The sequence below is a fragment of the Hymenobacter aquaticus genome (assembly GCF_004765605.1).
Taxonomy (GTDB): domain Bacteria; phylum Bacteroidota; class Bacteroidia; order Cytophagales; family Hymenobacteraceae; genus Hymenobacter; species Hymenobacter aquaticus.
In genome coordinates, this window is sequence record NZ_SRLC01000002.1 from 1,004,599 (window position 1) to 1,031,410 (window position 26,812).

A 26,812-nucleotide genomic window follows, 5' to 3' on the forward strand; every position below is an offset into this window, starting at 1 on the left:
ACCTGCGGCGGGTGGCGTAGGAAGCCAGGTGAAGGAAAGTAACCCTCATCGGGAGGACAACTGCCCCTCGAAACAGATGAGTAGTGTTCTGGTTGTGCCCGTGTTCATTTGCCAATCAACCGGTTAAGGTACCGTAAGGGTTGCCTGAGCAGTTTCTGGTTTCCCGGCGTCGGCACTTTGGGCGTCATCGTTCTCCTTTCAGCTTTCTCGGCCTATGTTTTTTCTTCGTCCCGTAGCTGCCAAGGCAGCGCTGCTGCTGGCCCCGGTGGCCGGGCTGCTGGCCGGCAGCTGGAACCTCGACCCCGGCTACTCGATTAAGTTTGCGGGCAGCCAGGCCGAAGGCACGTTTACGGGCCTGGCCGGAACGGTCATTTACAACCCGGCCGACCTGGGCAGCGCCTCCATGCGCGTGACGGTGGACGCGGCCACCATCAGGACGGGCAACTCCCTGAAAGACAAGCACGCCCGCGGGGAAAGCTGGTTCGACGTGGCGAAGTATCCGAAAATCTACTTTCAGTCGACGGCCTTTACCCGCGCTGGCAACGGCTACGCCGTGCGCGGCGAACTAACCCTGCACGGCGTAAAAAAGCCGGTGACTATTCCATTTCAGTTCAGCCAGCAGGCCGACAAAGCGGTATTCACGGGCCAGTTCAGGGTAAACCGCAAGGACTTTGGCATCAACGGCAACGCGCTGGGCTTTACCGTAGGTGAGGTATTCGAGGTCACGCTGCGGGTGCCGGTGAGCCGTTAAAGCCGGGCTGCCCTGGAAATAGCCCTGCTTGACAGGTTGGTTAAACGGCGGGCCCATCTTACAAGCTTGATTTCCACTTCCCCGTCCCTGCCAACATTGCGCATTTGTAAACCCCGCACACTCTTTGAGGTAGCGGGGTTTTGTCGTTTAAAGGGTCGGAGCGACGCTATGGCCGGGGAAATCCCAAAAAACGCCGTAAATTTGAGGTACGCCCCGGCGTTTCAGTTAAAAACTAGCAGCATGTTTGATTTTTTAGGGAAGACCGTCGCCAAGATTTTCGGGACTAAATCGGACCGGGACTTGAAGGAGATTATCCCGTACGTGGCACTCGTTAATGCCGAATATGCCAAACTGGCACAACTCTCCGACGACGAGCTCCGCCAGCACACCGACGACGTGCGCAGCCGCATCGATGCCCACCTGAAAGGCATTGACGACCAGATCGGGGCCCTGCACCAGCGCATTGCCGATGATCCGAGCCTGGACATCACGCAGAAAGAGCAGGTGTTTGACCAGATCGACGCCCTGGAAAAGCAGCGCAACAAGGAGCTGGAAGTCGTGCTGTTGCAAGTGCTGCCCAACGCCTTTGCCATCGTGAAGGAAACGGCCCGCCGCTACACCCAAAACGGCCAGCTGGTCGTAACGGCCACGGATTTTGACCGCGAAATTGCCTCGCGCAAGAGCAACGTCACCCTTCAGGGCGACAAGGCCATCTGGGCGAACAAGTGGACGGCCGCCGGCGCCGAAATCACCTGGGACATGGTGCACTACGACGTGCAGCTGATTGGCGGCGTGGCGCTGCACCAGGGCAAGATTTCGGAAATGGCTACCGGGGAAGGAAAAACCCTGGTGTCGACGCTGCCCTCGTTCCTGAATGCCCTGGCCCGCCGCGGCGTGCATGTGGTAACGGTGAACGACTACCTGGCCAAGCGTGACTCCGAGTGGAACGCGCCCTTGTTCGAGTTCCACAAAATCACCGTGGACTGCATCGACAAGCACCAGCCCAACACCGATGCCCGCCGCCAGGCCTACGCCGCCGACATCACCTACGGTACCAACAACGAATTCGGCTTCGACTACCTGCGCGACAACATGGCCCGCGAAACCGGCGAGCTGGTGCAGCGCAAGCACCACTACGCCATGGTCGACGAAGTGGACTCCGTGCTGATTGACGACGCCCGGACCCCGCTCATCATCTCGGGCCCCGTGCCCCGCGGCGACGTGCACGAGTTCTACCAGCTCAAGCCCCGCATTCAGCTGCTAGTCGACGAGCAGCGCAAGCTGGTGCAAAACTACCTGGTGCAGGCCCGCAAGCTCATCAAGGAAGGCAACGACGGCGTGAAGGAAGGGGAGGGCGGCCTGATGCTGTTCCGCGCCTACCGCGGCCTGCCCAAGAGCAAGCCCCTGATTAAGTTCCTCTCGGAAACCGGCGTGCGGGCCGTGCTGCAAAAGGTGGAAAACCACTTCCTGCAGGACAACTCCCGCATGATGCCCGAGGCCGACCTGCCCCTGTTCTTCACCATCGACGAGAAGAACAACCAGATTGAGCTGACCGAAAAAGGCATCGACCTGATTACCGGCCAAGGCGAAGATCCGCACCTGTTCATCATGCCCGACATCGGGATGGAAATTGCGGCCATCGAGAACAACAAAACGCTCGGCACCGAAGACAAGCTGCATCAGAAGGAAAAGCTGATGGCCGACTACAACGAGAAGTCGGAGCGGGTGCACACGGTGAACCAGCTGCTGAAGGCCTACACGCTGTTTGAGAAAGACGACCAGTACATCCTGACCGAGGACGGCAAGGTGAAAATCGTGGATGAGCAGACCGGCCGCGTGATGGAAGGTCGCCGCTACTCCGACGGCTTGCACCAGGCCATTGAGGCCAAGGAAAACGTGCGCGTGGAAGACGCTACGCAAACGTATGCCACCGTCACGCTGCAGAACTACTTCCGCATGTACCACAAGCTCTCGGGCATGACGGGTACGGCCGAAACGGAAGCCGGCGAATTCTGGGAAATCTACAAGCTGGACGTGGTGGTGATTCCCACCAACCGCGGCATTTCCCGCAAGGACGAGCACGACAAGGTCTACAAGACCGTGCGCGAGAAGTACAACGCCGTAGCCGAGGAAATTCAGACGCTGGTGAAAGCCGGCCGCCCGGTGCTGGTGGGTACCACGTCGGTAGAAATTTCGGAGCTGGTGAGCCGCATGCTCAAGCTGCGCAGCATTCCGCACCAGGTCCTGAACGCCAAGCAAAACCAGCGCGAAGCCGAGATTGTAGCCGCCGCCGGTTACCCCGGCACCGTGACCATTGCTACCAACATGGCCGGCCGCGGTACCGACATCAAGCTGCGCGAAACCTCGAAAGAGGCCGGTGGTCTGGCCATCATCGGTACCGAGCGCCACGAAAGCCGCCGCGTGGACCGGCAGCTGCGGGGCCGCGCCGGCCGCCAGGGCGACCCGGGCTCCTCGCAGTTCTTCGTGTCGTTGGAAGACAACCTGATGCGCCTGTTCGGCTCCGACCGGATTGCCAAGCTCATGGACCGCATGGGTCTGGAGGAAGGCGAGGTGATTCAGCACTCCATGATTACCAGCAGCATCGAGCGGGCCCAGAAGAAAGTCGAGGAAAACAACTTCGGCACCCGCAAGCGCCTGCTCGAGTACGACGACGTGATGAACGCCCAGCGCGAGGTGGTGTACAAGCGCCGCCGCAACGCCCTGTTTGGCGAGCGGCTGGAGCTGGACATCTGGAACATGATTTACGACGTCTGCGAAGACATTGCCGTGGGCCACAAGGTGACCGGCGACTTCGAAGACTTCAAGCTGGCCGTCATCCGCGTGTTTGGCTACGATACCTACATCACGCCCCAAACGTTCAGCTCGCTGCAGGCCCCGGCCCTCACCCAGAAGCTCTACGATGAGGCCATGGGCTACTACCACAGCAAGAACGAGCACATTGCCGGCAACACCCTGCCGCTGGTGAACGACCTGCTGGCCAACAACGCGCCCTACGAGAACATTGCCATTCCGTTTACCGACGGCCGCAAGCAGGTAACGGCCGTGGCCAACCTGCGCAAGGCCCAGGCCAACGGCGGCCACGAGGCCATCCGGGGCATGGAGAAAGTCGTGGTGCTGGCCATCATCGACGAGGCCTGGACCAAGCACCTGCGCGCCATGGACGACCTGAAGCAGGTGGTGCAGAACGCCGTGTACGAGCAGAAAGACCCGCTGTTGGTCTACAAGTTCGAGTCGTTCGAGCTCTTCAAGCAGATGATTGGCAAGGTGAACGAGGAAACCGTGTCGTTCCTATTCAAAGCCGACGTGCCCATGAACCAGGAAGCCGGCCACACCGACGAGGTGGAGTACTTCGTGGAAGACGAGCTGCCCGCCCCGGCCCCCGCGCCCAAGCTGAAGGCCCAGAAGGAAACTTCCTCGGTGTCGCTCGGCGCCGGCCCCGAAGACATGGGCCCCGCCGACGTGCCGGTGGCCGAAAAGCAGGTGCCCGTGCGCAGCCAGAAAGTCGCCAACCGCAACGAGAAGGTGAGCGTGCAGTACATGGACGGCCGCATCGTGCGCGACGTGAAGTACAAGAGCGTGGAAGAAGACCTGCTCAACGAGCGCTGCGTGCTGATCGACTAAGTAAGTCGGGTCTTCTTGCCCGCAGGCAAAGGCCGGTGGTTTCTTCGGAAGCCACCGGCCTTTTTTATGTATGTTGCCTACAATTAATTCCCTATAAACTTCAAGTCTTCACCTTCCCCTCTATGCCACACCACTACCGTTTACCAATTGGCCTGACCAGGCTCGTACTCCTGATGCTGTTTGTCGCTAGTGCCGGGCAAGTGCGGGCCCAGGCACCAGCCTGGCAGGTGCCAGCGGCCATCGCTCCGCTGACTAGCGACACGTTCTCCGAAGTAACGGCAACGGCTGCCGATGCCAATGGCAACGTGTATATCGCCGGGCTTTTTTCGGGCACCATCGGCTTGGGTACTACCACCCTGACCAGTGCGCCCGGCTCCACGAATGGTGGAATGTCGGCCAGCACCGACCTGTTTGTGGCCAAGTGGAGCAGCCTGAGCCAGACTTTCGTGTGGGCGCAGCGGGCGGGCAACGCCGGCGGCGAGGAAGCCACTGCGGTGGCAGTGGTAGGCAACAACGTGTATGTAGCGGGCAACTTCTCCAGTTTAACCGTTGGCTTCGGCAGCGCTACACTTACCAACAGCAACCCCTTCAAAGCAAACTGGCCCAACATCTTCGTGGCCAAGCTCACCGATGCCGGCGCCACGGCCAGCTTCACCTGGGCCAGTTCGGCCGATGCAAGAGCCGCCACCGAGATGGTCGTGAATGGCGCCAATATATACGTCGGAGGACCTACCGATCTGCCGGCTACTTTCGGCGGCATCACGCTCCCGAGAACCCAGTTAAACCCGTCTGTGTACCTGGCCAGGCTCACCGATGCCGGCGCCACGGCCAGCTTCACCTGGGCCCTGGAAGCAGCCAGTGCTACCAGCCTGGTCGACCTCACGGCGCTGGCCGTAAGTGGCCCTAATCTGTACTGGGCGGGCCGCTACGTGGGCACCGTGACCGTGGGTAGTACCTCTTTTACCAGTGTAACCTCCAACCATGAAGACGTAGTGGTAGCCAAGGTAACGGATACCGGCACCAGCGGCAGCCCAACGTGGGCGCAAACGGCGGGCGGTAGCCTGAACGAGTTTGTCTATAGCCTAGCCGTGAACGGCCCCGCGGTGTATATGGCGGGCTCCCTGAGTCGGGGAAATGCCCTCTTTGGCAGCCTCGGTCCGGTGACGGGCACCGGGTCTGCCAGCTACGTGGCCAAGCTGACGGATGCCGGCGCGAGCAGCAGCTTTACGTGGGTGCATAGTATGCCTGCTTCAGGTTCTACGAAGGCCACCGCGTTGGCGGTAAACGGCAGCAAAGTATACGTAGCCGGGACCTACGCTGGCAGCGCCACGTTCGACAACACCGTACTAACGTCCGTCGGCTATGATGACCTCTACGTGGCGCAGCTGAACGACGCCGGGGCCACCAGCAGCTTTGCCTGGGTCCAAAGTGCCGGCGGGCCTAGCAACGAACGATGCGACGCGCTGGCTGTGCAGGGCGAGCGGCTGTATCTGGCGGGCGGTGCGGGCCTTCGGGCTCAATTTGGAGCTTACCAGCTATTGGTTTCCCCAACCAGCTACACCGGCTTCGTAGTTCCGCTGGGCGAGGCCGTGCCTACGGCTACCACCGGCCCGGCCGTGGTGCCCGACCTTGGCCTTTATCCCAATCCGGCCCGTACCGCTGTGCAAGTACCCGCAGCCACGGCCGCCACGAGCCTGACCTTGGTCGACAACCTGGGCCGCACGGTGCGCCAGGGCCGGGGCTCTATGCTGTCGGTGCTAGGGGTAACACCGGGTCTGTATGTGCTACAAGCCGCTACGCCCGGCCAGCCCGTGCGCACGGCCCGGCTCGTCGTCGAGTAGCGCGGCATTATCTTTGTGCCGGGCCGGCGGCTCCGCACCGAACCCTGATAACAGCTCTCACCTTCCGGCCAACCGGAAAATGAGTAGTATTAAGTGGCAGGCGGCTTCCTGGTGAGCTGCCTGCCACTCTTCATTTGTAGTCTTCTGCTCTATGAACCAAACCTTTACTGATCTTGCCGCCCGCATCGACCACACGCTGCTGCGGCCCGACGCCACCGAAGCGCAAGTTGCCCAGCTCTGCCAGGAAGCCGCCCGGGCCCGGTTCGCCTCGGTATGCGTGCCGCCCTGCTACGTGCGCTTCGCCGCCGAGCAGCTGAGCGGCTCCGGCGTGCCGGTCTGCACCGTGGTGGGCTTCCCGCTGGGCTACCAGATTACCAAGGTCAAATTCTTCGAAACCCACCAGGCCCTGGCCGACGGCGCCACCGAAATCGACATGGTTATCAACGTGGCGGCCTTTAAGTCGGGGCGGCTGACGGAGGTGCAGGACGAAATCGGGCAGTTGGCCGAGCTCTGCCACGTGAAGAAGGCTATTCTGAAGGTGATTATTGAAACGGCGCTGCTGACCGACGAGGAAATTATTACGGCCTGCAACCTGTGCGAATCGGCCGGGGCTGACTTCGTCAAGACCTCCACCGGCTTTGCCAGCCGGGGCGCTTCGGTCGAGGATATTGCCCTGATGCGCCGCCACTTGCCGGCCCACATGCGCATCAAGGCGGCTGGTGGTATCCGGACGCGCACGGCCGCCCTAGCTTTGGTAATGGCCGGCGCCGACCGGCTGGGTTCTTCAAATAGCCTAGCTTTGCTGGAAGAAAATGATACACTTGGTTCGTAACGTGCTGCTGTTCTCCACCTTTTTGTCGCTGGCGGCCTGTGCCGCGTCGGCCCCGGCCAGCACCGGCACCGTAGCGGCCCCCGACACGGCCCGCAAAACCACCCAGGCGGCCCCGGCCGAAGACCTGAGCCGGTTTCGGCCGGTATTCACGCCGCCCAAAGCCCCAACGACGGCCGCCGCGCCCACGAATCGCGCCCCGGTTACGCCCACGGCCCACGTCAACCCCCAGATTGAGCAGCGCCTGCGCGACCAGGCCTACACCAATCAGAACGTGAAGTACGCCCAGGGCTTCCGGATTCTGGCCTACGTGGGCCTGGAGCGGGAGCAGGCCATGGCCATCCGCCGCAGCATCATCAGCCGCTACCCCGAGGAAACCGACTACCTGACCTTCAAGCAGCCCGTGTTCCGCCTCTGGATCGGCGACTACCTCACCCGCCTCGAAGCCGAGCAAGCCATGCTGCGCATCCGGCCCCTGGCCCCGAAAGCCGAGCTGGAGCCGGCCCAGGTACTGCTGAACAAAACGAGCTACTAGCCCTTGAGGGGGTACTCATTCGGCCCCGCCGGTTCCTTGCTGACAAGGACCGGCGGGGCCGACGCATTTTCGGGTGTACTTTTGCGTACTGCCCGCCGGGTGGTATGTTTGATGCTAGCCTCCTTATAAGCCGCGAACCGTATGTCCTCCGCCGAATCCGTGCTTCAGAAAGTAAAGTCCCTGGCCGCCGCCGCCGCCGCCGATACCGTGGCTCTGCGCGAGCACCTGCACGCCCACCCCGAGCTGTCGTTTGCCGAGCACAACACCGCCGCCTTCGTCACCGAGCAACTGCGCCAAATGGGCCTGGACCCGCAGCTCATGGCTACTACCGGCGTGGTGGCCCTCATCGAAGGCCGCAACCCCGGCATCCGCACCGTGGCCCTGCGCGCCGACATGGACGCGCTGCCGATTCAGGAGCAGAACGAGGTGCCCTACAAGTCGACCAACCCGGGCGTGATGCACGCCTGCGGCCACGACGTGCACACGTCCTCCCTGCTGGGCACGGCCCGTATTCTGAGCCAGCTGCGCGACGAGTTTGAGGGCACCGTGAAGCTGATCTTCCAGCCCGGCGAAGAGCTGCTGCCCGGCGGCGCTTCCCTGATGATTAAGGAAGGCGTACTGGAAAACCCCAAGCCGGCCAGCGTATTGGGTCAGCACGTCTTTCCGATGCTGCCCGCCGGCAAAGTGGGGCTGCGGCCCGGCCGCTACATGGCCAGCACCGACGAGCTGTACCTGACCGTGCGCGGCAAGGGCGGCCACGGGGCCATGCCCGAGCAAAACCTGGACCCCGTGCTGGTAGCGGCCCACGTCATCGTGGCCGCCCAGCAGATCGTGAGCCGCCGGGCCAGCCCCAAGCTGCCCTCGGTGCTTTCCTTCGGGAAGGTTATTGCCAACGGCGCCACCAACGTTATTCCCAACGAAGTGCACATCGAAGGCACGTTCCGGACGCTGAACGAGGAGTGGCGCAAGGAAGCCCACGGCCACCTGCGCCGGCTAGTGGAAGGCCTGGCCGAGTCGATGGGAGCTACGGCCGAGCTGGAAATCCGCCACGGCTACCCCTACCTGGAGAACGAGCCCGAGCTGACGGCCCGCACCCGCGCCGCCGCCGAAGCCTACCTCGGCCCGGAAAACGTCATTGAGCTGGACCAGTGGATGGCCGCCGAGGACTTTGCCTACTACTCGCAGGCCGCCGATGCCTGCTTCTACCGTCTGGGCACCCGCAGCCTCGACGGCCGCAATGCCTCCTCTGTACACACGCCTACGTTCGACGTAGACCCCAAAGCCCTGGAAGTAGGCCCCGGCCTGATGGCCTGGCTGACGCTGCAGGAGCTGGCGGCCGCGCCGGCCCAGCCCGCCCAGCCGGCCGCTGCCGTGGCCGAGTCTCATCTGTAAGTCTGCCCGCGGCCTGTGCTGCCCCGTATGAAGAACCTTTCGTTTGCCGGCGTCATTGCCCTGGCTTTCCTGGCCCTGGCCACCTCTTCCGCCCAGGCCCAGCGCCGCACCGTGGGCCCAACGCTACTGTTGCCTGAGTTGCAGGCCGAGTACGCCCTGCGCCAGGACGATTACCTGCTGCTGAGCGTGCAGGGCCCCACCCGTACCGGCAGCTACGACGGCACCCAGCTCAACCAGCTGGGGCTGCGCCTGGGCTACGAGCGGTTTTGGAGCCCGCAGTGGAGCGGGGGCGGGGCCCTGCGCACGGATGCGTATACGTCCTTCCAGGGAGTGAGCGACGACAAGAACCTGTTCCTTAACATCACGCCCGAGCTGTACCTGCGCCACTGGAACACCTTCGGCGCGGTCAACTTCCGGCAGCGCCTGGGCGTGGAGTATACCGTGCCCGGCGAACCGCTGGTGGATGGCCGCGCCCTGGCCCGCCTGCGCCTCGACGTCGACCGGGTGATGATGGTGGGCAAGCTGGCGTTGCGGCCCCGCGTGGCCTACGAGGCCCTGGCCTACCTGCGCTTCCAGCGGGAGGAAGAACAGGAGAAGGAGCGCGTCATCGACTTCGGCAGCCTGCGCGCCGACCTGGGCATCCGGGTGTCGCCGCACGTCGACGTGACGCCTTGGGTGGCCAGCAACGCCTCCTACCTGTTCGTGCTGGAGCAAACCGACCTGAACGGCAACGTGACCGTGCCCGGCGGCAAGGCCAATACCGTGGTGCCGGTGGTGGGCCTGGACCTGCGCTACACTCTTTTCCGGGGCGGAGCTACGTTCGAGCGGCGGCAGCTCCCAACTCAACACTAGACGATGGTGTCATTGTGTCGTGCGTAGGGAAGCCGTGTTTTATGGCTTTGAAAGTCATAGCGCGATATTTTGCAAGCTTAGTTGGGTATTAGTGAAATGTAATATTGTCTAAATAAGACTTTTTGTCATTGCTGCGCGGTTGAAAGGCCACTGGTACAGAATTTATAGCGTAGGGGTGTACCGAAGCCGGTACAGTCAACCTCTAACCACTCTACTTTCTTTTACTCATGGCCACTATTCTGTATAACAACCAGCCTGCTCTGCGGCCCGCCCGCGCCTTCAATAAAGTTCTCAACGATCTGCTGCGCGACACGCTGCCTACCGCCACCGAGCCCAGCCAGACGTTTGTGCCCCTGGCCGACATCCTGGAGTCGGAGCAGGGCTTTGAACTGCACCTGGCCTTGCCCGGCGTGGCGAAAGACGATGTCAAGATTGACTTTCAGGATGGGAATCTCGTAATTAGCGGGGAGCGTAAAGCCACGGTAGCCGAGGAAAACGGCCCCAAGTTCCGGCGCATGGAAATGGCCTACGGTACCTTCACCCGGTCGTTCCGCCTGCCCGACACGGTCGAGATTACCGCTATTGAGGCCCAGCTCACGGATGGTGTATTGCGCCTGAAGCTGCCGTTTGACAGCAAAAAGGTGACGAAACATCATATCGAGATTCAGTAAGCGCCTGTAGCGTCTGCAAAAAAGACACCCGGCGTGGTGTCTTTTTTGTTGGCGCGGGTGTTGTAGCTACCAGAAGGCCTGATGCAACCCCCGCACTATTCCCCGCATCTTCTGCGTTAGTGGGGCAGGGGTTCACCGGGGCCTCATCTGCTTCCCTTAGATTCACTCGTCTTTCTTCTTACAACCATCTTTCTATTACCCATGCAAGCAAAACAAATGATGCTCGGCCTGCTCGGTTCCGCCATTCTGGGTGGCGGCGTGGCGGTAGGTGGGTATAAGCTGCTGGAGCCTGAGCGTGGCAACGCCAGCCAGGTAGTGGCCGCTGACCCCAATGTGCGCTACACCAGTGAGCTGCGCAGCAGCAACTACGTGGTGCCCGAAGGCCTCAACTTCGTGGCGGCCGCCTCCTCCGTGACGCCCGCCGTGGTGCACGTCATGACGGAGTATGCGCCCAAGATGAGCAGCGGCGGCGGCCAGCGAATGGACCCCTTCCTGCGCCAGTTCTTCGGCGACGACTACGACCAGTACCATTCCCCGCAGCAGGGGCCGCAGCAGGGCTCGGGCTCGGGCGTGATTATCGCTGCCAACGGCTACATCGTCACCAACAACCACGTTATCGACAAGGCCGACAAGATTGAAGTCGTGCTGGACGACAAGCGCAAGTACGCGGCCACGCTGGTGGGCGCCGACCCCAACACCGACCTGGCCTTGCTGAAGGTGGAGGCTACCAGCCTGCCCTTCGTCCGCTACGGCAACTCCGACAACGTGAAAGTCGGGGAGTGGGTATTGGCCGTGGGCAACCCCTTCAACCTGAACTCGACCGTGACGGCCGGCATTATCTCGGCCAAGGGACGCAACATCAACATTCTGCGCCGCGAGGACAACATGGGCATCGAGTCGTTCCTGCAGACCGACGCGGTGGTCAACCCCGGCAACTCGGGCGGGGCCCTGGTGAACCTAAACGGCGACCTGATCGGCATTAACTCGGCCATTGCGTCGCGCTCGGGGGCCTTCGAAGGCTACTCGTTTGCCGTGCCCAGCTCCATTGTGAGCAAGGTGGTCGACGACCTGCTGAAGTACAAGGTGGTGCAGCGCGCCCTGCTCGGGGTCAACATCCGGGAAGTGGACGCGACGCTGGCCTCGGAGAAGAAGCTGGCGACCCTGAACGGCGTGTACGTGATGGGCATGAGCAAGAACAGCGCCGCCGCCGACGCGGGCATCAAGGAAGGCGACATCATCACCGAAATCAACGGGGTGAAGGTCAACACCTCTTCGCAATTGCAGGAGCAGGTGGCCCGGTTCCGCCCCGGCGACAAAATCAAGGTGGCCTTGCTGCGCGGCTCCGACGCCAAGACCGTGACGGCCACCCTGCGCAACTCGACCGGCACCACCGACATCATCCGGGAGGAAGTGGCCAAGTCCATCAAGTATGAGGGCGCCACGCTGGCCCCGGTGAGCAAGCAGGAAATGAGCAAGCTCGGGATTGAGGGCGGCGCCAAAATCAGCGGCATCCGCGGCTCCAACTTCAAGGAAACCGGCATCGACGACGGCTTCATCATCACCCGCATCGACAAGAGCAAGGTGACCAAGCCCCAGGACGTGCAGCAGTACCTCGAGGCCGCCAAGGAAAACCAGGGCGCGCTGGTCGAAGGCGTGTACCCCGACGGCCGCAAGGCGTACTACCCCATCGGGCAGGCCGAATAAGCCGCCGACTGGTTTGTATCGAATACAAAGCCCCGCCAGCTACCTGGCGGGGCTTTTTTATGGGCTTAGCTTTGCTTGGCCTGCAACAGCCACTGGGTGGCCGGACCCTCGTCGAGGAACGTGTGCAGGCGGTAGGGCTGGGAAGCGTCCTGGGCCTTCACCACGACGGTGCGCAGGTCGGAATCCTGGCGGAGCTGCTCGGCCCGGGCCGGGGAAAGCAGGTAGGCCACGTGCAGGGCCGCCGGGGCCAGGCTGGCGGCGGCCTCGGGCAGCAGCTTCTGCGCTACCCACTCCGAGGAAGTGGCATCCAGCTCGGTGCGGCGGCGCGCATCGACCAGCCAATAGGCGGCCCGGCGCTCCTGGGCCACGCTCAGGGCCAGGGTAAAGCCCTGGCGCAGCTCCTCGAACGTGACGGCGCGCAGCCACCGGACGGTCAGAATGCCCAGGTCGGTGCGGTAGGAGAGGTCCAGGAAGTCGAAGGGGGAGAGTGCGAGGCCGGAAATCATGCGGCAAATATACTGACTTGCCCGTGCCAAGCCAGCCAGGCCGAGCGGCGGCACTGTTGCGCTTCTGCCGGCAATTCCGCACCTTACCGGCTGCTATTGCAACGCCTTGTTATCCTGCTCTATCCGTTTGGCCGCCCGCCCGCGCTACACCGCCTTATCCGGGCCGCCGCTGCTCCTTCTTTTATCCTTTTATTTCTTCTTACCCATGTACGCTGAGCGTTACGACAACCATTTTCTGAAGCTCCAGGCCTCCCGCGATGTGCTGGCCGACTTCGCCAAGTTTACCGTGGAGGCCCTCCAGAAGCCCGGCCTCGACAAGCAACTGACCAGCCTCCAGCCCGAGCTGCAAGCGGCCTACACTGCTTATAGCAAGGGCCTGAGCGGGCGCACCAGCAGCGGCGGGCAAAGCCAGACCGGCACCCAAACCGAGGAAAAAGCCGCGGAGGCCTTCATCCAGCACGTGAAAGTCACCGACGTGAAGCTAATCAGGCCGTACCTGGTGGATCATGTGGGCGAGGAAAGCACTTTCTACCCCAATAAGCTCAGTGGCTTGACCCAATCTCCGAAGTCGAAGCGGCTGACGCGCTACGCGGCCTACACCGAAATGCTTACCGATCATGAGCAGGACAGCCTCCGGGCGGCGGGAGCCATTGCCCAGCAGCTACTGAAGGCTTACGTCGATGCTACTACGGCCGGCAATAAGAGCGACAAGACCCTGAAGGATACGATTCTGAATTTGAGTCCCGGCTACCAAGCTGTGGCCGAGGTATTGTGGGACGTGCACTGCGCGGCCCTGTTTGTGCACCGTAAGGCTCCCAAGCTGGCGCGTGCCTATTTCGCTTACGACAAGCTGCGAAGCCGAAACGTTAAAACGAAAAAGGACTCTAAAAAGTCAGGACCGAATCCACTGGATACTTCAGCCGAATAGACCTGATCGAATGGACATCTTCTTAAAAGAAGGGTGCCCCCCAAGGGCTTCGGAGGCATTCTTCTTAAAAGAAGGATGGGCACAAAGGCCTTGGGAGGCACCCTTCTTAAAAGAAGGACGGCCACAAAGTACTTAGGAGACATTCTTCTTTTAAGAAGGACGACTACAAAGGCCTTGGAAGAGACTCTTCTTATAAGAAGGGTGCCTTCCAAGGCCTTTGCATTGCCTCTTCTTAAAAGAAGACAGCTCGCTGAATCCTGAATTAGCTACTCCAGCACCACGCGGGCGGCGCGGGAAGCCTGGCCGGGCTCCTGCACCGTGAGCAGGTAGAGGCCGGGGGAGAGGCCGCGCACGTCTACCTGGCCGGCGGTGGGGCGGGTGTCGCGCACGAGGCGGCCCTGGGTGTCGTGGAGGCGCACGGTGGCGGCGGGGGCCAGGTTGGGCACGCGCAGGTAGTCGTGGGCGGGGTTGGGCCAGGGCTGGGGCGCGGGCAGGGTGCGGGGCGCCGTGGCGGCCAGCACCGGGGCCAGGCTGGGCTTGAAGGTAAGATGGTCGGTAGTAGTGCCGTCGCCGAGCTCCCCGAAAGAATTGGAACCGCTGCCGTACACGCGGCCTTGCTGGTCGATGGCCAGCGTATAGCCAGAGGCTCCGCTCAGGTGGGCCCACTGCGAGTACGTCACTTCCTGGGTGGGCACGATGGCAGAAATGGCGGGGCCTAGTCCGAGCTGGCCAATGCTGCTGGTGCCCCAGCCCCAGAGCGTGCCGTCGGAGCGCAGCGCTGCCGAGAAGCCGTAGCCAGCGCCCAACTCCGTCCATTGCGTACCGGGAGCCACCCCCGAGGGCGTGGGCACCGGCCGCACGAGCCGGGAGGTGGTCGTGCTGGGCGTCGGGCCCCATTCCCAGAGCGTATTATCGGAGCGCAGGGCCACGCTGTGGCTGCTGCCGGCTACCACCCGCACCCACGTGGTGCCGGGGGCGGCCCCGGCGGGGGCAGGTACCTGGGTGGGCGGCACGGGCAGGTCGGTGCCCTGGTTGAGGGGCATGCTCAGCTCGTTGAAACGGTTGGAGCCCCAGCCCCAGAGCGTCCCGTCGGAGCGTAAGGCCAGGGTGTAGCTGGCCCCGCAGCTGAGTTGCGTCCAGGTGGTGCCGGGTGCGGCCGTGGCGGGCGTGGGAATCCGGATGGGGGTGGGGCGTCGGGTGGTGGTGCCGTCGCCCACCTCCCCGCTGCTGTTCAGGCCCCAGGCCCAGAGCGTGCCATCGGAGCGGAGCGCCACGTTGTGGCTATTGCCCACGGCCACCTGCGTCCAGGTGGTGCCCGCGGCGGCGGTAGCGGGCTCGGGTACCCGCACCGGCGCCGGCCCCCCGACAGACGAGGTAGTGCCGGTGCCGTAGTTACCGAAATCCAGGCCCCAGACCCACAGGGAACCATCGGTGCGCAGGGCCAGGGCGTAGTTGGAGCCCACCGCGAAGCTGGCCCACTTCGTACCCGCCGCTGCCGAGGCCGGGGGTGGTACCTGAGCAGGCACGGCGTTGCGTGCGGCGTTGGGCGTGGCGTAACCCAGCTGCCCGTAGCGGTTGTCGCCCCAGCTCCACAACGAGCCGTCGGCCCGCAGGGCCAGGCTGGTAAAGGTGGAATTGGCGCCATCAACGGCTACGTAGGGTGAGGTAGCCGGCGTTTGGGCCTGGGCAGCGGCAAAGCCGGCAAGCAGCAGGCCGGTGAGCAGAGCAGGCAGGGGGTAGCGGAAGGGCATAGAGGCAATACAGGAGTCTGGAAGCACGCCGCGGGGGCGGCAGAAGGTGGCCGACAAGATAGATACCAGCTTGCAGAATAAGTAGCTGATTCCGGCCGGCCCGCTCCGGATGCCGTCCGGCCCGCGCCGATTTACTAGCTTTACGGCCTAGTACTTTTCCACCCAACTAGAACCTCCCATCCAATCTTTCCCTGATATGAAACAGGCCCTCGAAGAAGCCACCGCCACCGGCACCGACGTGCACGAGCACGACCCGCACGGTATCCAGCAAGTACTGCGCGAGCTGGGCGTAGAAGCCGAAAACGCCGCCTACAGCACCGGCCTGCAGTGGGGCGGGGCCGGCCAGAACCTGAAAACCATCACCTCGCCCACCGACGGCCGCACGATTGCCGCCGTGGCTATGGCCACCGAGGCCGACTACGACGCGGTAGTGCGCACGGCCCAGGAGGCGTTTAAGAGCTGGCGCCTGGTGCCGGCCCCCAAGCGGGGCGAGATTGTGCGCCAGATCGGCAACAAGCTGCGCGAGTACAAGGAGCCCCTGGGCAAGCTGGTGAGCTACGAGATGGGCAAGATCCTGCAGGAAGGCCTGGGCGAAGTGCAGGAAATGATTGACATCTGCGACTTTGCCGTGGGCCTCTCGCGCCAGCTCCACGGCCTGACGATGCACTCGGAGCGGCCCGCCCACCGCATGTACGAGCAGTACCACCCGCTGGGCCTCGTCGGCATCATCTCGGCCTTCAACTTCCCAGTGGCCGTGTGGAGCTGGAACGCCATGCTGGCGGCCGTCTGCGGCGACGTGAGCATCTGGAAGCCCTCGGAGAAAACCCCGCTGGTAGCGGTGGCCGTGCAGCACATCATCAAGGACGTGCTGCGCGAGAACGAGCTGCCCGAAGGTATCTTCAACGTCATCATCGGCGGGGCCGAAATCGGGGCCGCTATGGCCGCCGACCCCCGCGTGCCGCTGGTATCGGCTACGGGCAGCACCCGCATGGGCAAGAAGGTCGGCGAAGTAGTGGGCGCCCGCCTGGGCCGCGCCCTGCTCGAGCTGGGCGGCAACAACGCCATTATCCTGACCCAGCACGCCGACCTCGACATGGCCATGCGGGCCGTGGTGTTCGGGGCGGTGGGCACGGCCGGGCAGCGGTGCACGACCACGCGCCGCCTCATCATCCACGACTCGATTTATGAGGACGTGAAGAGCCGCCTGTTGGCTATTTACCCCAAGCTACCCATCGGCAACCCCTTGCAGGACGGCAACCTCGTGGGTCCGCTCATCGACAAGCAGGCCGTGGAAGGATTTACCAAGGCCCTGGCGGCGGTGCAGGCCGAAGGCGGCACCCTGCTGACCGGCGGCGAGGTGCTGCAAGGCGCGGCCTACCCCACGGGCACCTACGTGACGCCGGCTTTGGTCGAGGCCAAAAACGAGTACCACACCGTGCAGGAAGAAACCTTCGCGCCCATTCTCTACCTGATTAAATATGCGGGCGGGGTAGACGAGGCCATTGCGTTGCAGAACGGCGTGAAGCAGGGCCTGTCGTCCAGCATCTTCACCCTGAATATGCGCGAGGCCGAAGCCTTCCTGGCCCAGACGGGCTCCGACTGCGGCATTGCCAACGTGAACATCGGCACCTCGGGCGCCGAAATCGGCGGGGCTTTCGGGGGCGAGAAGGAAACCGGCGGCGGCCGCGAGTCCGGCTCCGACGCCTGGAAGATCTACATGCGCCGCCAGACCAACACCATCAACTACTCCGACCAGCTGCCGCTGGCCCAGGGCATCAAGTTCGACGTGTAGCGGTAGAAGCAACCCCACGAAAAAGGCCCGTCCGGATATCCGGACGGGCCTTTTTGCGTATGTCGAGGGCTTAGAGCGGCTTGTAGATCAGTAGGTCGCCGTGGCCTTTCAGCAGCAGGCTGCCGTCGGTCTTGCTGAGCACGTAGTAGAGGCGGTACTTCTGGTCTTTGGGAAACGTAGCGGCCGGAAAGCTCAGGCGGAACTGGGTTTCACCCTTGGGGAACTGGATGTTCTGGCTGTCCAGCACCTGATAGGTTTTGCTGACCCACACCAGCTTGCCCCTGCCCTCACTGGGCGCGTTGAAGTGGAACGTTCCCTCGCCATCCAGCACGACCGGGTTGGGGAAGATGCTCATGTTGCTGACCCCGCCGGCCTGGGCGGCGTCCAGATTCAGGCTTAGGTCGGAGAAAAGGTCCTTCTCGCGGCTGCGCCAGGTGCCGTCCGAGCCCCAGTCGGTGTTGTCGCCGCCACCCATAGGGCGGTTGTAGGCGTCGCGGTAGGCCACGCCTTCGCCGGGGCCGAAGTCGATGGTGGCTTCCGTGTCGTTGTCTTTCTTGCAGCCAAAGGCCAGGGGCACTGAAAAGGCCAGGAGCAGGAAGGTTTTTCTTATGTACATCGTTTAGAAGAAATAAAGGAACGCAAGGTAAGGCCCCGGCGACTTTAGAAGCTACGTGCAACTTCTTGGCCTTGGGTTTGTCTTTCCTCTGCTTACCCGTCATCACTAGCAGCTTAGCTCGGAAAGGTGGATATTTACACTCCTTCTGATTCTACCCTTCCGCCAACCGAACAGCATATGGAGGCATTTGCGTACACTGACATCAACGCCCCGCTGGTGGAGCGCTGCCGCCTGGGCGACCGGCGGGCCCAGGCCGAAATCTACAAGCGCTACGCCAAGGCGATGTTCAACGCCTCGCTGCGCATCACCGGCGACTACGCCGAGGCCGAGGACGTGCTGCAGGAGTCGTTTCTGAGCGCCTTCCGCGAGCTGCACAGCTACAAGGGCGACTCCTCGTTCGGGTCCTGGCTCAAGCGCATCGTCATCAACAAGAGCATCAACTGCCTGCGCAACCGCCGCCTGCAGCTGGTGCCCCTGGCCGAGCAGCACGACTCCGTCGGAACGGAAACCGACAGCGGCGAGTTTGACGCCGAGGAGCTGGGCTGGCGCGCCGACGTGGTGCGCCGCTGCGTGCAGGAGCTGCCCGACGGCTACCGCGTGGTGCTCTCGCTCTACCTGCTCGAAGGCTACGACCACGCCGAAATTGCCGGCATCCTGAACATCACCGAATCGACGTCGAAATCTCAGTACAGCCGGGCCCGTAAGAAGCTGCTGGAGCTGGCCCGGCAGCACGGTCTTTAACACAACAACGTATCACGAACACGCCGCGGCGGGCCGGCCACCCATTGCCACCGGCCAGCCGCGGACTTAGGGGAGAAACGTGCGAATTACCACCTGTATGAAAGAGAAGAAAACCGGACTTGAGGACTTTGTGGAGCGGCACCGCGCCGACTTCGACGCTTTCGAGCCCCGCCCGGATTTGTGGGATGCCATTGAGCAGGAGCTAAGCGCCACACCCCGCGCGGAAGCCCCTGCCGAGGAGGCTCCTTTGCGCCTTGTGAAGCTGCAGCCCGCGGAAGAACTGCCCGCCCAGCCCCTGACCATCAGCGCCCCGCCGCGCCGCCCCAACTACGGCGTCGCCGCCGCTATTGCCCTGCTGATTCTGGCCGGCATCGGGGCCATTTGGTCGAAGTCGGCCCCGACGATGACCTGGACCCGCCTGACCTCGGCCCCGCTGGCGCTGAGCTCGACGGAAGGGGAGGATGCTACGGAGCCCGCCACTTTCGGCGCGTCTACGGTGGGCATCGAAGCGGCCAGCCCGCAGAAGCGCCTGGCCGTGGCCGTGCAGCGCATGGAAGACTACTACGCCACCCAGATTGGCGAGAAAAAGCAGGAAATCGGGCGGCTGCAGGCCCCGGCCGCCACGCCCGGCGCCGACTGGAGCCAGGAGCTGGCCACCCTCGACTCGACCTACGCCCAATTGAAAGTAGAGCTCTACCGCAACCCCGAGCCCGACGTGGTGCTCGAGGCCATGAACCGCAACATGCAGATCCGGCTGGACATTCTTAACCAGCAGGTACGGTTGCAGGAGCGCATGAAAGAATACGGCACCGCCACTCCGCAAAAGCCATGATCAGCCGCCCTACTCTCCCCCGCAAAGCCGGCCGCCGCCTGCTGGTCGTGGCCGGGCTGCTGCTCAGCTCGGCCGGCAGCTTTGCCCAGCACCGCCTGCTGGCCAGCGCCCAGTACAGCTATCTGGCCAGCCCCGAAACCGAAGCCTTCCTGCACCACGCCGACGACCTGAGCCCCGAGCCCGAGCAGACGGGCCAGAACGGCGCGCAGGGTCCGCAGCAGGGCCCCCAGGACGAAGCCAGCAGCACGGTGCCCGCCGTGGAAAAGAACCGCAAGCTGAGCCGCACCTACGCCGCCGGCCGCCCCTACAACCTGGAAACCCGCTACGGCCGGGTGCAGATCAACACCTGGAGCCGCAACGAGGTCCGCACCGACGTGGATATCATCACGCGGGCCGACAGCGAGGAAAAAGCCCAGCAGCTGCTCGACATGATTCAGGTGCAGATGACGGAGAATGACGCCGCGACGGGCGGTATTTCGTTCCGCTCGAAGTTTGGGGCCATGCCCAAGGAGTGCTGGAGCCGGACCAAGCTCTACGAAGTGAACTACACCGTGTGGCTGCCCAAGAACACCCAGATCCGGGTGCGCAACACCTTCGGCGACATCAGCATTCCGAACGACCTGACCGGCTCGACGGAGCTGGCCGTGGAGTATGGCACCCTGCGCGTAGGCCGCCTGGAAGGGCCCGAAAACCTGCTGCGCGTGGGCAACGGCCAGGGCGCCATCAGCTACGCCCGCAAAGCCAGCATCGACGCCTCCTACTCCAAGCTGCGCCTCGACGCGGGCCTGACCGTGGATTTGCGCAACAACTACTCCGACATCGACGTGGGCACGGTGCAGGATCTGACGGTGCACAGCAAGTACGGCGACGTGGCCCTGGGCACGGTACGCAACCTGCGCGGCACGTCGGGCTACTCCAAGTTCAGCATCGACAAAATCAGTGAGCGGCTCGACATGACGGTGCAGTTCTGCCCCTCGTTTGAGGTGCGCAACACGGGCCGCAATTTCCGCCAGATCAACGTGGACGGGGGCTACAGCACCATCCTGCTCAACTTCCCCGACGGGGCCGGCTTCAACTTCGACGTGAACACCCAGCACGGCAAGCTCCTGCTCGACAAACGCCTAGTGAAAGTGGAGTCGGAGGAAAACAGCCCCTCGTCGAGCGACATGCAGGGCCGCTTTGGCACCATGCCGGCGCGCAACCCCGCCAACGTCAACATCAAGGTGCGCTACAGCGACGTGAGCTTTAACCGCTAGGCCGCCTACGTGCCCTGCTGCGCAAGCAGCCAGAAAGAGCCGGTTCCGCCGGCTCTTTTTTATTGCGTAATCTTGCAGACCTGCCGGCCCCGAGAAGCCGGAGTCCGTTTTTACCCGCCGATGTCGCGCCCTTCTATTTTCCTGACCCTGCTGCTGGGCCTGAGCGTTTCGGCGGCTGTTGCCCAACACGCCATGCCTGCTCCCGCCGCCGTTGCCGCTCCCGTTGCCGTGCCGTCCGTTATGCGCACCTTCGCCCTGCGCCTGCGCCCCGGGCAGGATCTGCGCCAGCAGCTCACGGCCTTCACCCAGCAGCACCAGCTGCGGGCGGCGGCCATCATCACCTGCGTAGGTAGCCTGACCACCACCACGCTGCGCCTGGCCAACCAGAGCGGTCCGAGCGTGTACAAGGGTCACTTCGAAATCGTGTCGCTGGTCGGGACGCTGTCGGTGAACGGCAGCCACCTGCACCTCTCCGTCGCCGATTCTACCGGGCGCACCATCGGCGGCCACCTGCTCGACGGCAACCTCATCTACACCACGGCCGAGCTGGTGGTCGGCGTGCTCGACGAAGTGGATTTTCGCCGGGAGCTGGACCCGGTTTCGACCTACAATGAGCTGGCCGTATATCCGCTGAAACCCGCCGCTACGGCCCCGAAGCCGAAAGCCCGGCGCGGCAAAGCAGCCGGGAAGCAGTAAGGCAGTCGGAGGCAGAAGTATTTTCGGCCCGCCCGTCGGGCAGGGCTTTCAGGGGCGCCGCCGAATCAGTATTATTGTAAGATTATCCTGCCTGTTAATCCGGGTTGCGCGCCCGTATTGCCTTTCTCTGTTATCCTTCTTGTTAATGCGAATTTCTACTTACGGCGCTCTGGTGGCGCTTTGTGCCCTGTCGGGCGTATCGGTGCGGGCGCAGCAACGGCCCACGCTGGCCAACTCCACCCAAATTCTGCGCGAGGCCGTGGCCCTGCACGACCAGGGCAAGTACCCCGAGGCCATCAGCCAGTACCTGACCGTGCCGGCCAGCGACACGGCCTACGTGCGGGTGCAGCACGAGCTGGCGTTGTCGTACCTCTCCAACAAGCAGTACAAGGAAGCCGTTGAGGCCGGCCGGCGGGCCATAGCCCTGCGCGTGCACAATCCGCAGGTGTACAACATCGTGGCGGCGGCCGAAGAAGAGCTGGGCAACGTGCCGGCGGCCCTGAAGCTGTACGCCGAGGGCCTGCGCCAGTTCCCGTACAGCCAGGCGCTGTGGCAAAACCAGGGCATCACCCTCAGCTCGTCGGGCGACGCGAAAGGCGCGCTGGCCAGCTTGCAGCGCAGCGCCGAGCTGATGCCGGTGCGCGCCAACACCCACTTCGCGCTGGGTTACCTGGCGTTGCGGCAGGGCCAGACGGCCCACGCTCTGCTGGGTTTGCTGACGTTTCTGGCCATTCAGCCCGATGGGGCGCGGAGCAACTCGGTGCTGGTGATGGCCGAGCAGCTGGCCTCGAATGCCGTGGAGCTGGACGCCAAGGACCGGCTGCCGTCTACCCAGCCCAACGCCGCTTTTCAGGAGCTGGACGAGCTGCTGAACTCCAAGGTGGCCCTGCGCAAAGACTACGTGAGCAAGGTGAAGTTCGACGCCAACGTGGTCAAGCAGCTCCAGCTGCTGGTCGAGAAATTCCCGGCCGCCGACGCCGACCCGAACGACTTCCTGCTGCGCTTCTACAGCCCCATGATTCGGGCCCTGCGGCAGGAAGACAACCTGACGGCCTTTACCTACCTGGCTTTGTCGTCGGCAAACGACAAGAAGGCCGCCCAGTGGGTGAAAAGCAATAAGGCCCGCGTCACGAAGATGGGGCAGGCCGTAGCCGACGCTCTGAACGAGCTGCGCACCTACCAGGTGGTGCAGCGCGACGGCAAAGCCCAGCGCCTGAAAGGCTGGTACAACGACGATGACCAGCTGGTTGCCATTGGCGACGGCGAGAAAGGCGCCAAGGATTTCTCCATGCGCGGCCCTTGGCTGCTGATTGACGAGGAAGGCAGCGTCACGGAAGAGGGCAGCTTCTCGGCCAGCAGCCTGCGCACGGGCACCTGGCGCGTCTTTTTCCCCGACGGGCAGGTGCAGATGGTGAAAAGCTACGACGACCAGGGCAAGCTACACGGCGCCTACACCGAGTACCACGACAATGGGGCCATATCGGCGGTGGGCACCTACGTGCACGGCGCGCTGGACGGCCCCCTGAAGCTGCACCGCTACTGCGGCTCGGTGAGTGAGGTGCGCCCCTTCAAGCAAGGCGAAATAACCGGCGAGTCGGTGTTTTATTACGCCGATGGCAAAGTGGAAGGCCGCACCAACTACCGCGCCGGTAAAAAGGAAGGGGCCGACATCAACAACTACCCCGACGGCACGCTGGAGGCGGAATACGCCTTCGTGGCCGACCAGCGGCAGGGCCCGTTCGTGGTGAACTACCCCGACAAAACCCTGGAGCGCAAGGGGGCCTACGACAAAAACGAGCTGCACGGCCCCTACACCGGCTACTTCCCCAACGGAAAGGTGTTCCAGACCGGCACTTACGACCACGGCAAAATCGTGGGCCTGTGGAAGGAGTACTACCGCACCGGCAAGCTCAGCTCGGAGGAAACCCACAACGCCGCCGGCGAGCTGCACGGCACCTACCGCGACTACGACGCCGACGGCGTGCTCAGCATGGAGCAGGAGTACGAGCTGGGCCGCATCACGCGCGTCACGTTCTTCGACAAGGCGGGGAAGGTTCTGGCCAAAACCGACGTGAAGAAGGGCAAAACCCCCGTGCAGGGCCTGCGCCCGACCGGCAAGCCGCGCTACACCGGCGCCTACCTGAACGGGCAGCCCGACGGGGAATGGCGCTGGACGTACCGCAACGGCACCACCGAAACGATACGCCACTACAGCGGCGGCAAGCTCAACGGCCTGGTGGAACAATACCACGCCAACGGCAAGCTGAAGTCGCGCCAGAACTACACCGACGGTGAGGCCGACGGCTACTACGAAAGCTTTTACGAGGATGGGCAGCCCCAGCAGACCGGCTTTTACCAGCACGACCAGCGCCAGGGCCTGTGGCGCGACTACTACGTGGACGGCCGCCTGAGCGAGGAATATTACTTCCGTAACGACGCGCAGGAAGGCCCTTCGCGCAGCTTTACGCCCGCCGGCAAGCTGGCCGAGCAACGCCGCTACGAGGCGGGCCGCCTGCTACAGGTAGTGGCCCTCGACTCGACCGGCAAGGAAATCAGCCGCCAGGAAATTACCCCCGAAACCAAGGAGTATGCCCTGCGCTACCCCAGTGGCAACGTCCGCTACCGCATGCCCATGCTGTGCTACGACGAGCAGGGCAGCGGGGCCTGGCTCACACCCGGCGGCGCGCCGGAAGCCACCATCGGCATGCGCCGGGGCCAGCGGGAAGGAGCCTACACGGGCACATGGTACACCGGCAAAACCGTGGCGGAAGGCCAGTTTAAAGGCGGCAGCCGGGAAGGCGAGTGGAAAACCTACTTCCCCTCCGGCGCTTTGTCGACCCGCGGCCCGTACCGCAACGGCAAGCTGGAAGGCGAGTGGACCACCTACTTCGAGAACGGCAAAACCGAGTCGGTGGGCACCTACCGCGACGGGGAGTTGGAAGGCCCGTTCCGCGTTTACAACATGCTGGGCGAGCTGCTGGTGGAAAAGCACTACGAGCAGGGCAACATCATCGGCTACCGCGCCGGTGGGGCCGATGGGCAGCCCAAGGGCGAGGTTACGGCCTTCGAAACCGGCAACGGCCCGCTGAAAACGCAGTTTGCCAACGGCAAGCCCGCCGTGGAGGAAGCCTACAAGGACCTCTACGTGGACGGCACCCGGACTTACTACTACAGCACCGGGCAGGTGTACCGCCGCTCCCACACGCAAAACAGCGTGCTGACGGGCAAGCTGGAAACCTTCTACCCCGATGGCAAGCCGATGGAAGAGGAAAACTACCTCCACGACGAGCTGCACGGCCGCTGCCGCTACTACCGCCCCGACGGCACGCTGGAGCGGGAAGTAACCTACCGCAGCGGCGAACGGTCGGGCCCCACGGTGTATTACGACGCCCAGGGCAAGCCCACCCGCACCGATTACTACTGGAACAACTACGTGTATGGCAGCAAATAAAGTAGTCCGGACCCTGGCCCTGGCCGGCAGCCTGTGCCTGGCCTCGGTAGCCGCCCGGGCCCAGGCCCCTTTGCAGGCGCTGTTGCAGGCCCAGCAGCAGTATCCGGACGAAAAAGCCGTGTACCTGGATTACCGGCAGGACATTGTGGTGGAGCTGAAGGGCGACTCGGTGCAGGTGCTGGCCAAGCACCACTACGACATGCTGCACCTGGCTCCGCAGTCGGCCCTGTATGCCCTGGATAAGGTGTACAGCTCCCATTTCAGCCGCCTGCAGAAGCTGGATGCCCGCACCCTGGTGCCCGCCGGCAACGACTACAAGGCCCTGCGCATCACCGACTTCAAAGACAAGTTTGAGGTGCAGGAAGGCATTTTCTTCGACGACACCCGCTACACCACCTGGTCGTTTCCGGCGGTGGCCCCCGGCGTGCGGACCGTGGCCGACTACACCGTGCGCCACCCCGACGCCCGCTTCCTGACGCCGTTTTACTTCGCCAACCACGTGCCCACGCGCCACGCCGAAGTAACCATCACGGCGCCCAAGTCGGTGAAGATCAACTACAAGCTGTTTCACACCGAAAACACGCCCGTAGCCTTCACCCGCCAGGAAAAAGGCTCGTCGGTGATATACCGCTGGACGGTGGACAACCTGCCCAGTCCCTCCCGCGACGACGACGGACCGGAAGCGGCGTATTACCTGCCCCACCTGGTGTATTTCGTGGAGGAAGTGCCGGCCGCGGGCCAGCCGCGCCGGATGCTGTCGGGCGTGCCCGAGCTGTATTCGCTCTACTCCGGCTTCGTGGCCAACCTCGACCAAAAGGAAAGCCCGGCCCTGAAGCGCGTGGTCGACTCCTTGGCCGTGGGCGCTGGTACGGAGGAAGAGCGGGTGCGCCGCGTGTATTATTGGGTACAGGACCACGTGCGCTACGTGGCCTTCGAAAACGGCCTGCGCGGCTTCGTGCCGGCCGATGCCGCGCAGGTGTACGCCCGCCGCTACGGCGACTGTAAGGACATGGCTAACCTGACCCACGAGATGCTGCGCATGGCCGGGGTCAAAACCTACCTGACCTGGATTGGCACCCGCGCCCTGCCTTACCGCTACTCCGAGCTGGCCACGCCCGGCGTCGACAACCACATGATTGCCACCTGGGAGCCCAAGCCCGGGCAGTACGTGTTCCTGGACGCGACCAGCAAGCACAACCCCTTCAACCTGCCCACGTCCATGATTCAGGGCAAGGAGGCCCTGCTGGCCCTCGACGGCAAAAACTGCAAGGTGGTGAGCGTGCCGGTGATGGAAAAGGAGAAAAGCAACGCCGTCGACGTCTCGACGCTGGCCCTGACCGGCACCACGCTGCGGGGCAAGGGCCGCCTGGCCCTGACCGGCTACCCCAAGATTCAGCAGGCCTACGCCCTGGATGGCATGGACAAAACCGAGGAGTCGAAGTACGTGAAAAACGTGCTGGAGCGCGGCAGCAACAAGTTTTTCGTGGACAGCTACGCCGTCAGGAACGTGGCGGCCCGCGAGCAGCCGCTCACCATCGACTACGAGTACCGCCTGCAGGACTACGTGCAGCAGGTCGACGACGAAATCTACCTAAACCTGAACCTGCAGCAGACCTACGCCAACGACCGGATTGACACCGACAAGCGCCATTTGCCACTCTACAACGAGTACGCCCACACCGACCGGACCCGCACCGAGTTTGAGATTCCCAGCGGCTACGAGGTGGAATATCTGCCCGCCAACGCCGCCACTAAGGAAGACGTGCTGGGCTTCAGCATCCGCTACGAGCGGCAGGGCAACAAAATCGTGCAGGAAAAGGACGTGTACGTGAATTACCTGCTGCTGCAACCCACGCAATTCGCCAAGTGGAACACCGTTGTCGATAAGCTGGGCGCGGCCTACCGCGAAGTAATTATCCTGAAAAAGAAAAAGGCCTAGCGCCCTGGCCGGCCGGTTTCGGGCCGCCGCTTTCCTGCCTGACACCCTACCCAACTGGCCGGCTGATTACCACCGCGCCGCATGCTG

General features: G+C 63.3%; 20 protein-coding genes. 17 read left to right on the forward strand and 3 right to left on the reverse strand.

Annotation, left to right across the window (positions count from 1 at the left end):
• Window positions 1–214: 214 nt before the first annotated feature.
• The 9 genes from E5K00_RS17000 to E5K00_RS17040 all read left to right on the forward strand — a co-directional run bounded on the left by E5K00_RS17000 (window position 215) and on the right by E5K00_RS17040 (window position 12,217).
• The gene (locus E5K00_RS17000; protein ID WP_135464480.1) at window positions 215–751 is read left to right on the forward strand and encodes a YceI family protein; all 537 of its coding nucleotides are present in this window, start codon (window positions 215–217) and stop codon (window positions 749–751) included.
• A gap of 240 nt (window positions 752–991) precedes the next feature.
• Window positions 992–4,393, forward strand: coding sequence for a preprotein translocase subunit SecA (secA, locus tag E5K00_RS17005; protein ID WP_135464481.1), 3,402 nt, complete (start codon window positions 992–994; stop codon window positions 4,391–4,393).
• A 122-nt stretch (window positions 4,394–4,515) separates the two neighbouring features.
• Window positions 4,516–6,234, forward strand: a complete 1,719-nt coding sequence (locus E5K00_RS17010; RefSeq protein ID WP_135464482.1) for a T9SS type A sorting domain-containing protein — start codon at window positions 4,516–4,518, stop codon at window positions 6,232–6,234.
• 151 nt (window positions 6,235–6,385) lie between these two features.
• Window positions 6,386–7,066: a deoxyribose-phosphate aldolase gene (gene deoC, locus E5K00_RS17015; RefSeq protein WP_135464483.1), complete on the forward strand. Its 681-nt coding sequence runs from the start codon at window positions 6,386–6,388 to the stop codon at window positions 7,064–7,066.
• A complete protein-coding gene (locus E5K00_RS17020; RefSeq protein ID WP_135464484.1) occupies window positions 7,047–7,598 on the forward strand; it encodes a sporulation protein in 552 nt (183 codons plus the stop codon). Before deoC ends, E5K00_RS17020 begins: the two co-directional genes overlap by 20 nt.
• Window positions 7,599–7,739: 141 nt before the next feature.
• Window positions 7,740–8,990 carry a M20 metallopeptidase family protein gene (locus E5K00_RS17025; protein WP_135464485.1) on the forward strand — a complete coding sequence of 417 codons (1,251 nt, stop codon included), beginning with the start codon at window positions 7,740–7,742 and terminating at the stop codon, window positions 8,988–8,990.
• A 27-nt stretch (window positions 8,991–9,017) separates the two neighbouring features.
• Complete coding sequence (locus tag E5K00_RS17030; protein ID WP_135464486.1) at window positions 9,018–9,842, forward strand: hypothetical protein; 825 nt, start codon at window positions 9,018–9,020, stop codon at window positions 9,840–9,842.
• A gap of 227 nt (window positions 9,843–10,069) precedes the next feature.
• Window positions 10,070–10,513, forward strand: coding sequence for an Hsp20/alpha crystallin family protein (locus E5K00_RS17035; RefSeq protein ID WP_135464487.1), 444 nt, complete (start codon window positions 10,070–10,072; stop codon window positions 10,511–10,513).
• Between the two features lie 201 nt (window positions 10,514–10,714).
• Window positions 10,715–12,217, forward strand: coding sequence for a Do family serine endopeptidase (locus E5K00_RS17040; protein WP_245328323.1), 1,503 nt, complete (start codon window positions 10,715–10,717; stop codon window positions 12,215–12,217).
• A gap of 65 nt (window positions 12,218–12,282) precedes the next feature.
• On the opposite strand, the gene E5K00_RS17045 is transcribed toward E5K00_RS17040, so the two are convergent.
• The gene (locus E5K00_RS17045) at window positions 12,283–12,723 is read right to left on the reverse strand and encodes a hypothetical protein (RefSeq protein ID WP_135464488.1); all 441 of its coding nucleotides are present in this window, start codon (window positions 12,721–12,723) and stop codon (window positions 12,283–12,285) included.
• A 205-nt stretch (window positions 12,724–12,928) separates the two neighbouring features.
• Between E5K00_RS17045 and E5K00_RS17050 the strand changes: the two genes are divergently transcribed.
• Window positions 12,929–13,651, forward strand: a complete 723-nt coding sequence (locus E5K00_RS17050; protein ID WP_135464489.1) for a hypothetical protein — start codon at window positions 12,929–12,931, stop codon at window positions 13,649–13,651.
• Between the two features lie 266 nt (window positions 13,652–13,917).
• On the opposite strand, the gene E5K00_RS17055 is transcribed toward E5K00_RS17050, so the two are convergent.
• Window positions 13,918–15,402 carry an RCC1 domain-containing protein gene (locus tag E5K00_RS17055; protein WP_135464490.1) on the reverse strand — a complete coding sequence of 495 codons (1,485 nt, stop codon included), beginning with the start codon at window positions 15,400–15,402 and terminating at the stop codon, window positions 13,918–13,920.
• 196 nt (window positions 15,403–15,598) lie between these two features.
• On the opposite strand from E5K00_RS17055, the gene amaB reads away from it, so the two are divergent.
• Window positions 15,599–17,194, forward strand: coding sequence for an L-piperidine-6-carboxylate dehydrogenase (amaB, locus tag E5K00_RS17060; protein ID WP_135464491.1), 1,596 nt, complete (start codon window positions 15,599–15,601; stop codon window positions 17,192–17,194).
• 70 nt (window positions 17,195–17,264) lie between these two features.
• Here amaB and E5K00_RS17065 read toward each other — a convergent pair whose 3' ends face one another.
• Window positions 17,265–17,810, reverse strand: a complete 546-nt coding sequence (locus tag E5K00_RS17065) for a hypothetical protein (RefSeq protein WP_135464492.1) — start codon at window positions 17,808–17,810, stop codon at window positions 17,265–17,267.
• A gap of 177 nt (window positions 17,811–17,987) precedes the next feature.
• Between E5K00_RS17065 and E5K00_RS17070 the strand changes: the two genes are divergently transcribed.
• The 6 genes from E5K00_RS17070 to E5K00_RS17095 all read left to right on the forward strand — a co-directional run bounded on the left by E5K00_RS17070 (window position 17,988) and on the right by E5K00_RS17095 (window position 26,725).
• Window positions 17,988–18,551 (forward strand): RNA polymerase sigma factor, encoded by a 564-nt coding sequence (locus tag E5K00_RS17070; protein WP_135464493.1) that lies wholly within the window; start codon window positions 17,988–17,990, stop codon window positions 18,549–18,551.
• 97 nt (window positions 18,552–18,648) lie between these two features.
• Window positions 18,649–19,383 carry a hypothetical protein gene (locus E5K00_RS17075; protein ID WP_135464494.1) on the forward strand — a complete coding sequence of 245 codons (735 nt, stop codon included), beginning with the start codon at window positions 18,649–18,651 and terminating at the stop codon, window positions 19,381–19,383.
• Entirely contained in the window at window positions 19,380–20,639 is a 1,260-nt protein-coding gene (locus E5K00_RS17080) for a hypothetical protein (protein ID WP_135464495.1), read from the forward strand. The genes E5K00_RS17075 and E5K00_RS17080 overlap by 4 nt, the downstream gene beginning before the upstream one ends.
• A 120-nt stretch (window positions 20,640–20,759) precedes the next feature.
• Window positions 20,760–21,335 (forward strand): PPC domain-containing DNA-binding protein, encoded by a 576-nt coding sequence (locus tag E5K00_RS17085; RefSeq protein WP_245328324.1) that lies wholly within the window; start codon window positions 20,760–20,762, stop codon window positions 21,333–21,335.
• A gap of 145 nt (window positions 21,336–21,480) precedes the next feature.
• The gene (locus E5K00_RS17090) at window positions 21,481–24,786 is read left to right on the forward strand and encodes a tetratricopeptide repeat protein (RefSeq protein ID WP_135464496.1); all 3,306 of its coding nucleotides are present in this window, start codon (window positions 21,481–21,483) and stop codon (window positions 24,784–24,786) included.
• On the forward strand, window positions 24,773–26,725 hold the full coding sequence (locus E5K00_RS17095) for a DUF3857 domain-containing protein (RefSeq protein ID WP_135464497.1): 1,953 nt from the start codon (window positions 24,773–24,775) through the stop codon (window positions 26,723–26,725). Before E5K00_RS17090 ends, E5K00_RS17095 begins: the two co-directional genes overlap by 14 nt.
• The last annotated feature ends 87 nt before the right edge of the window (window positions 26,726–26,812 follow it).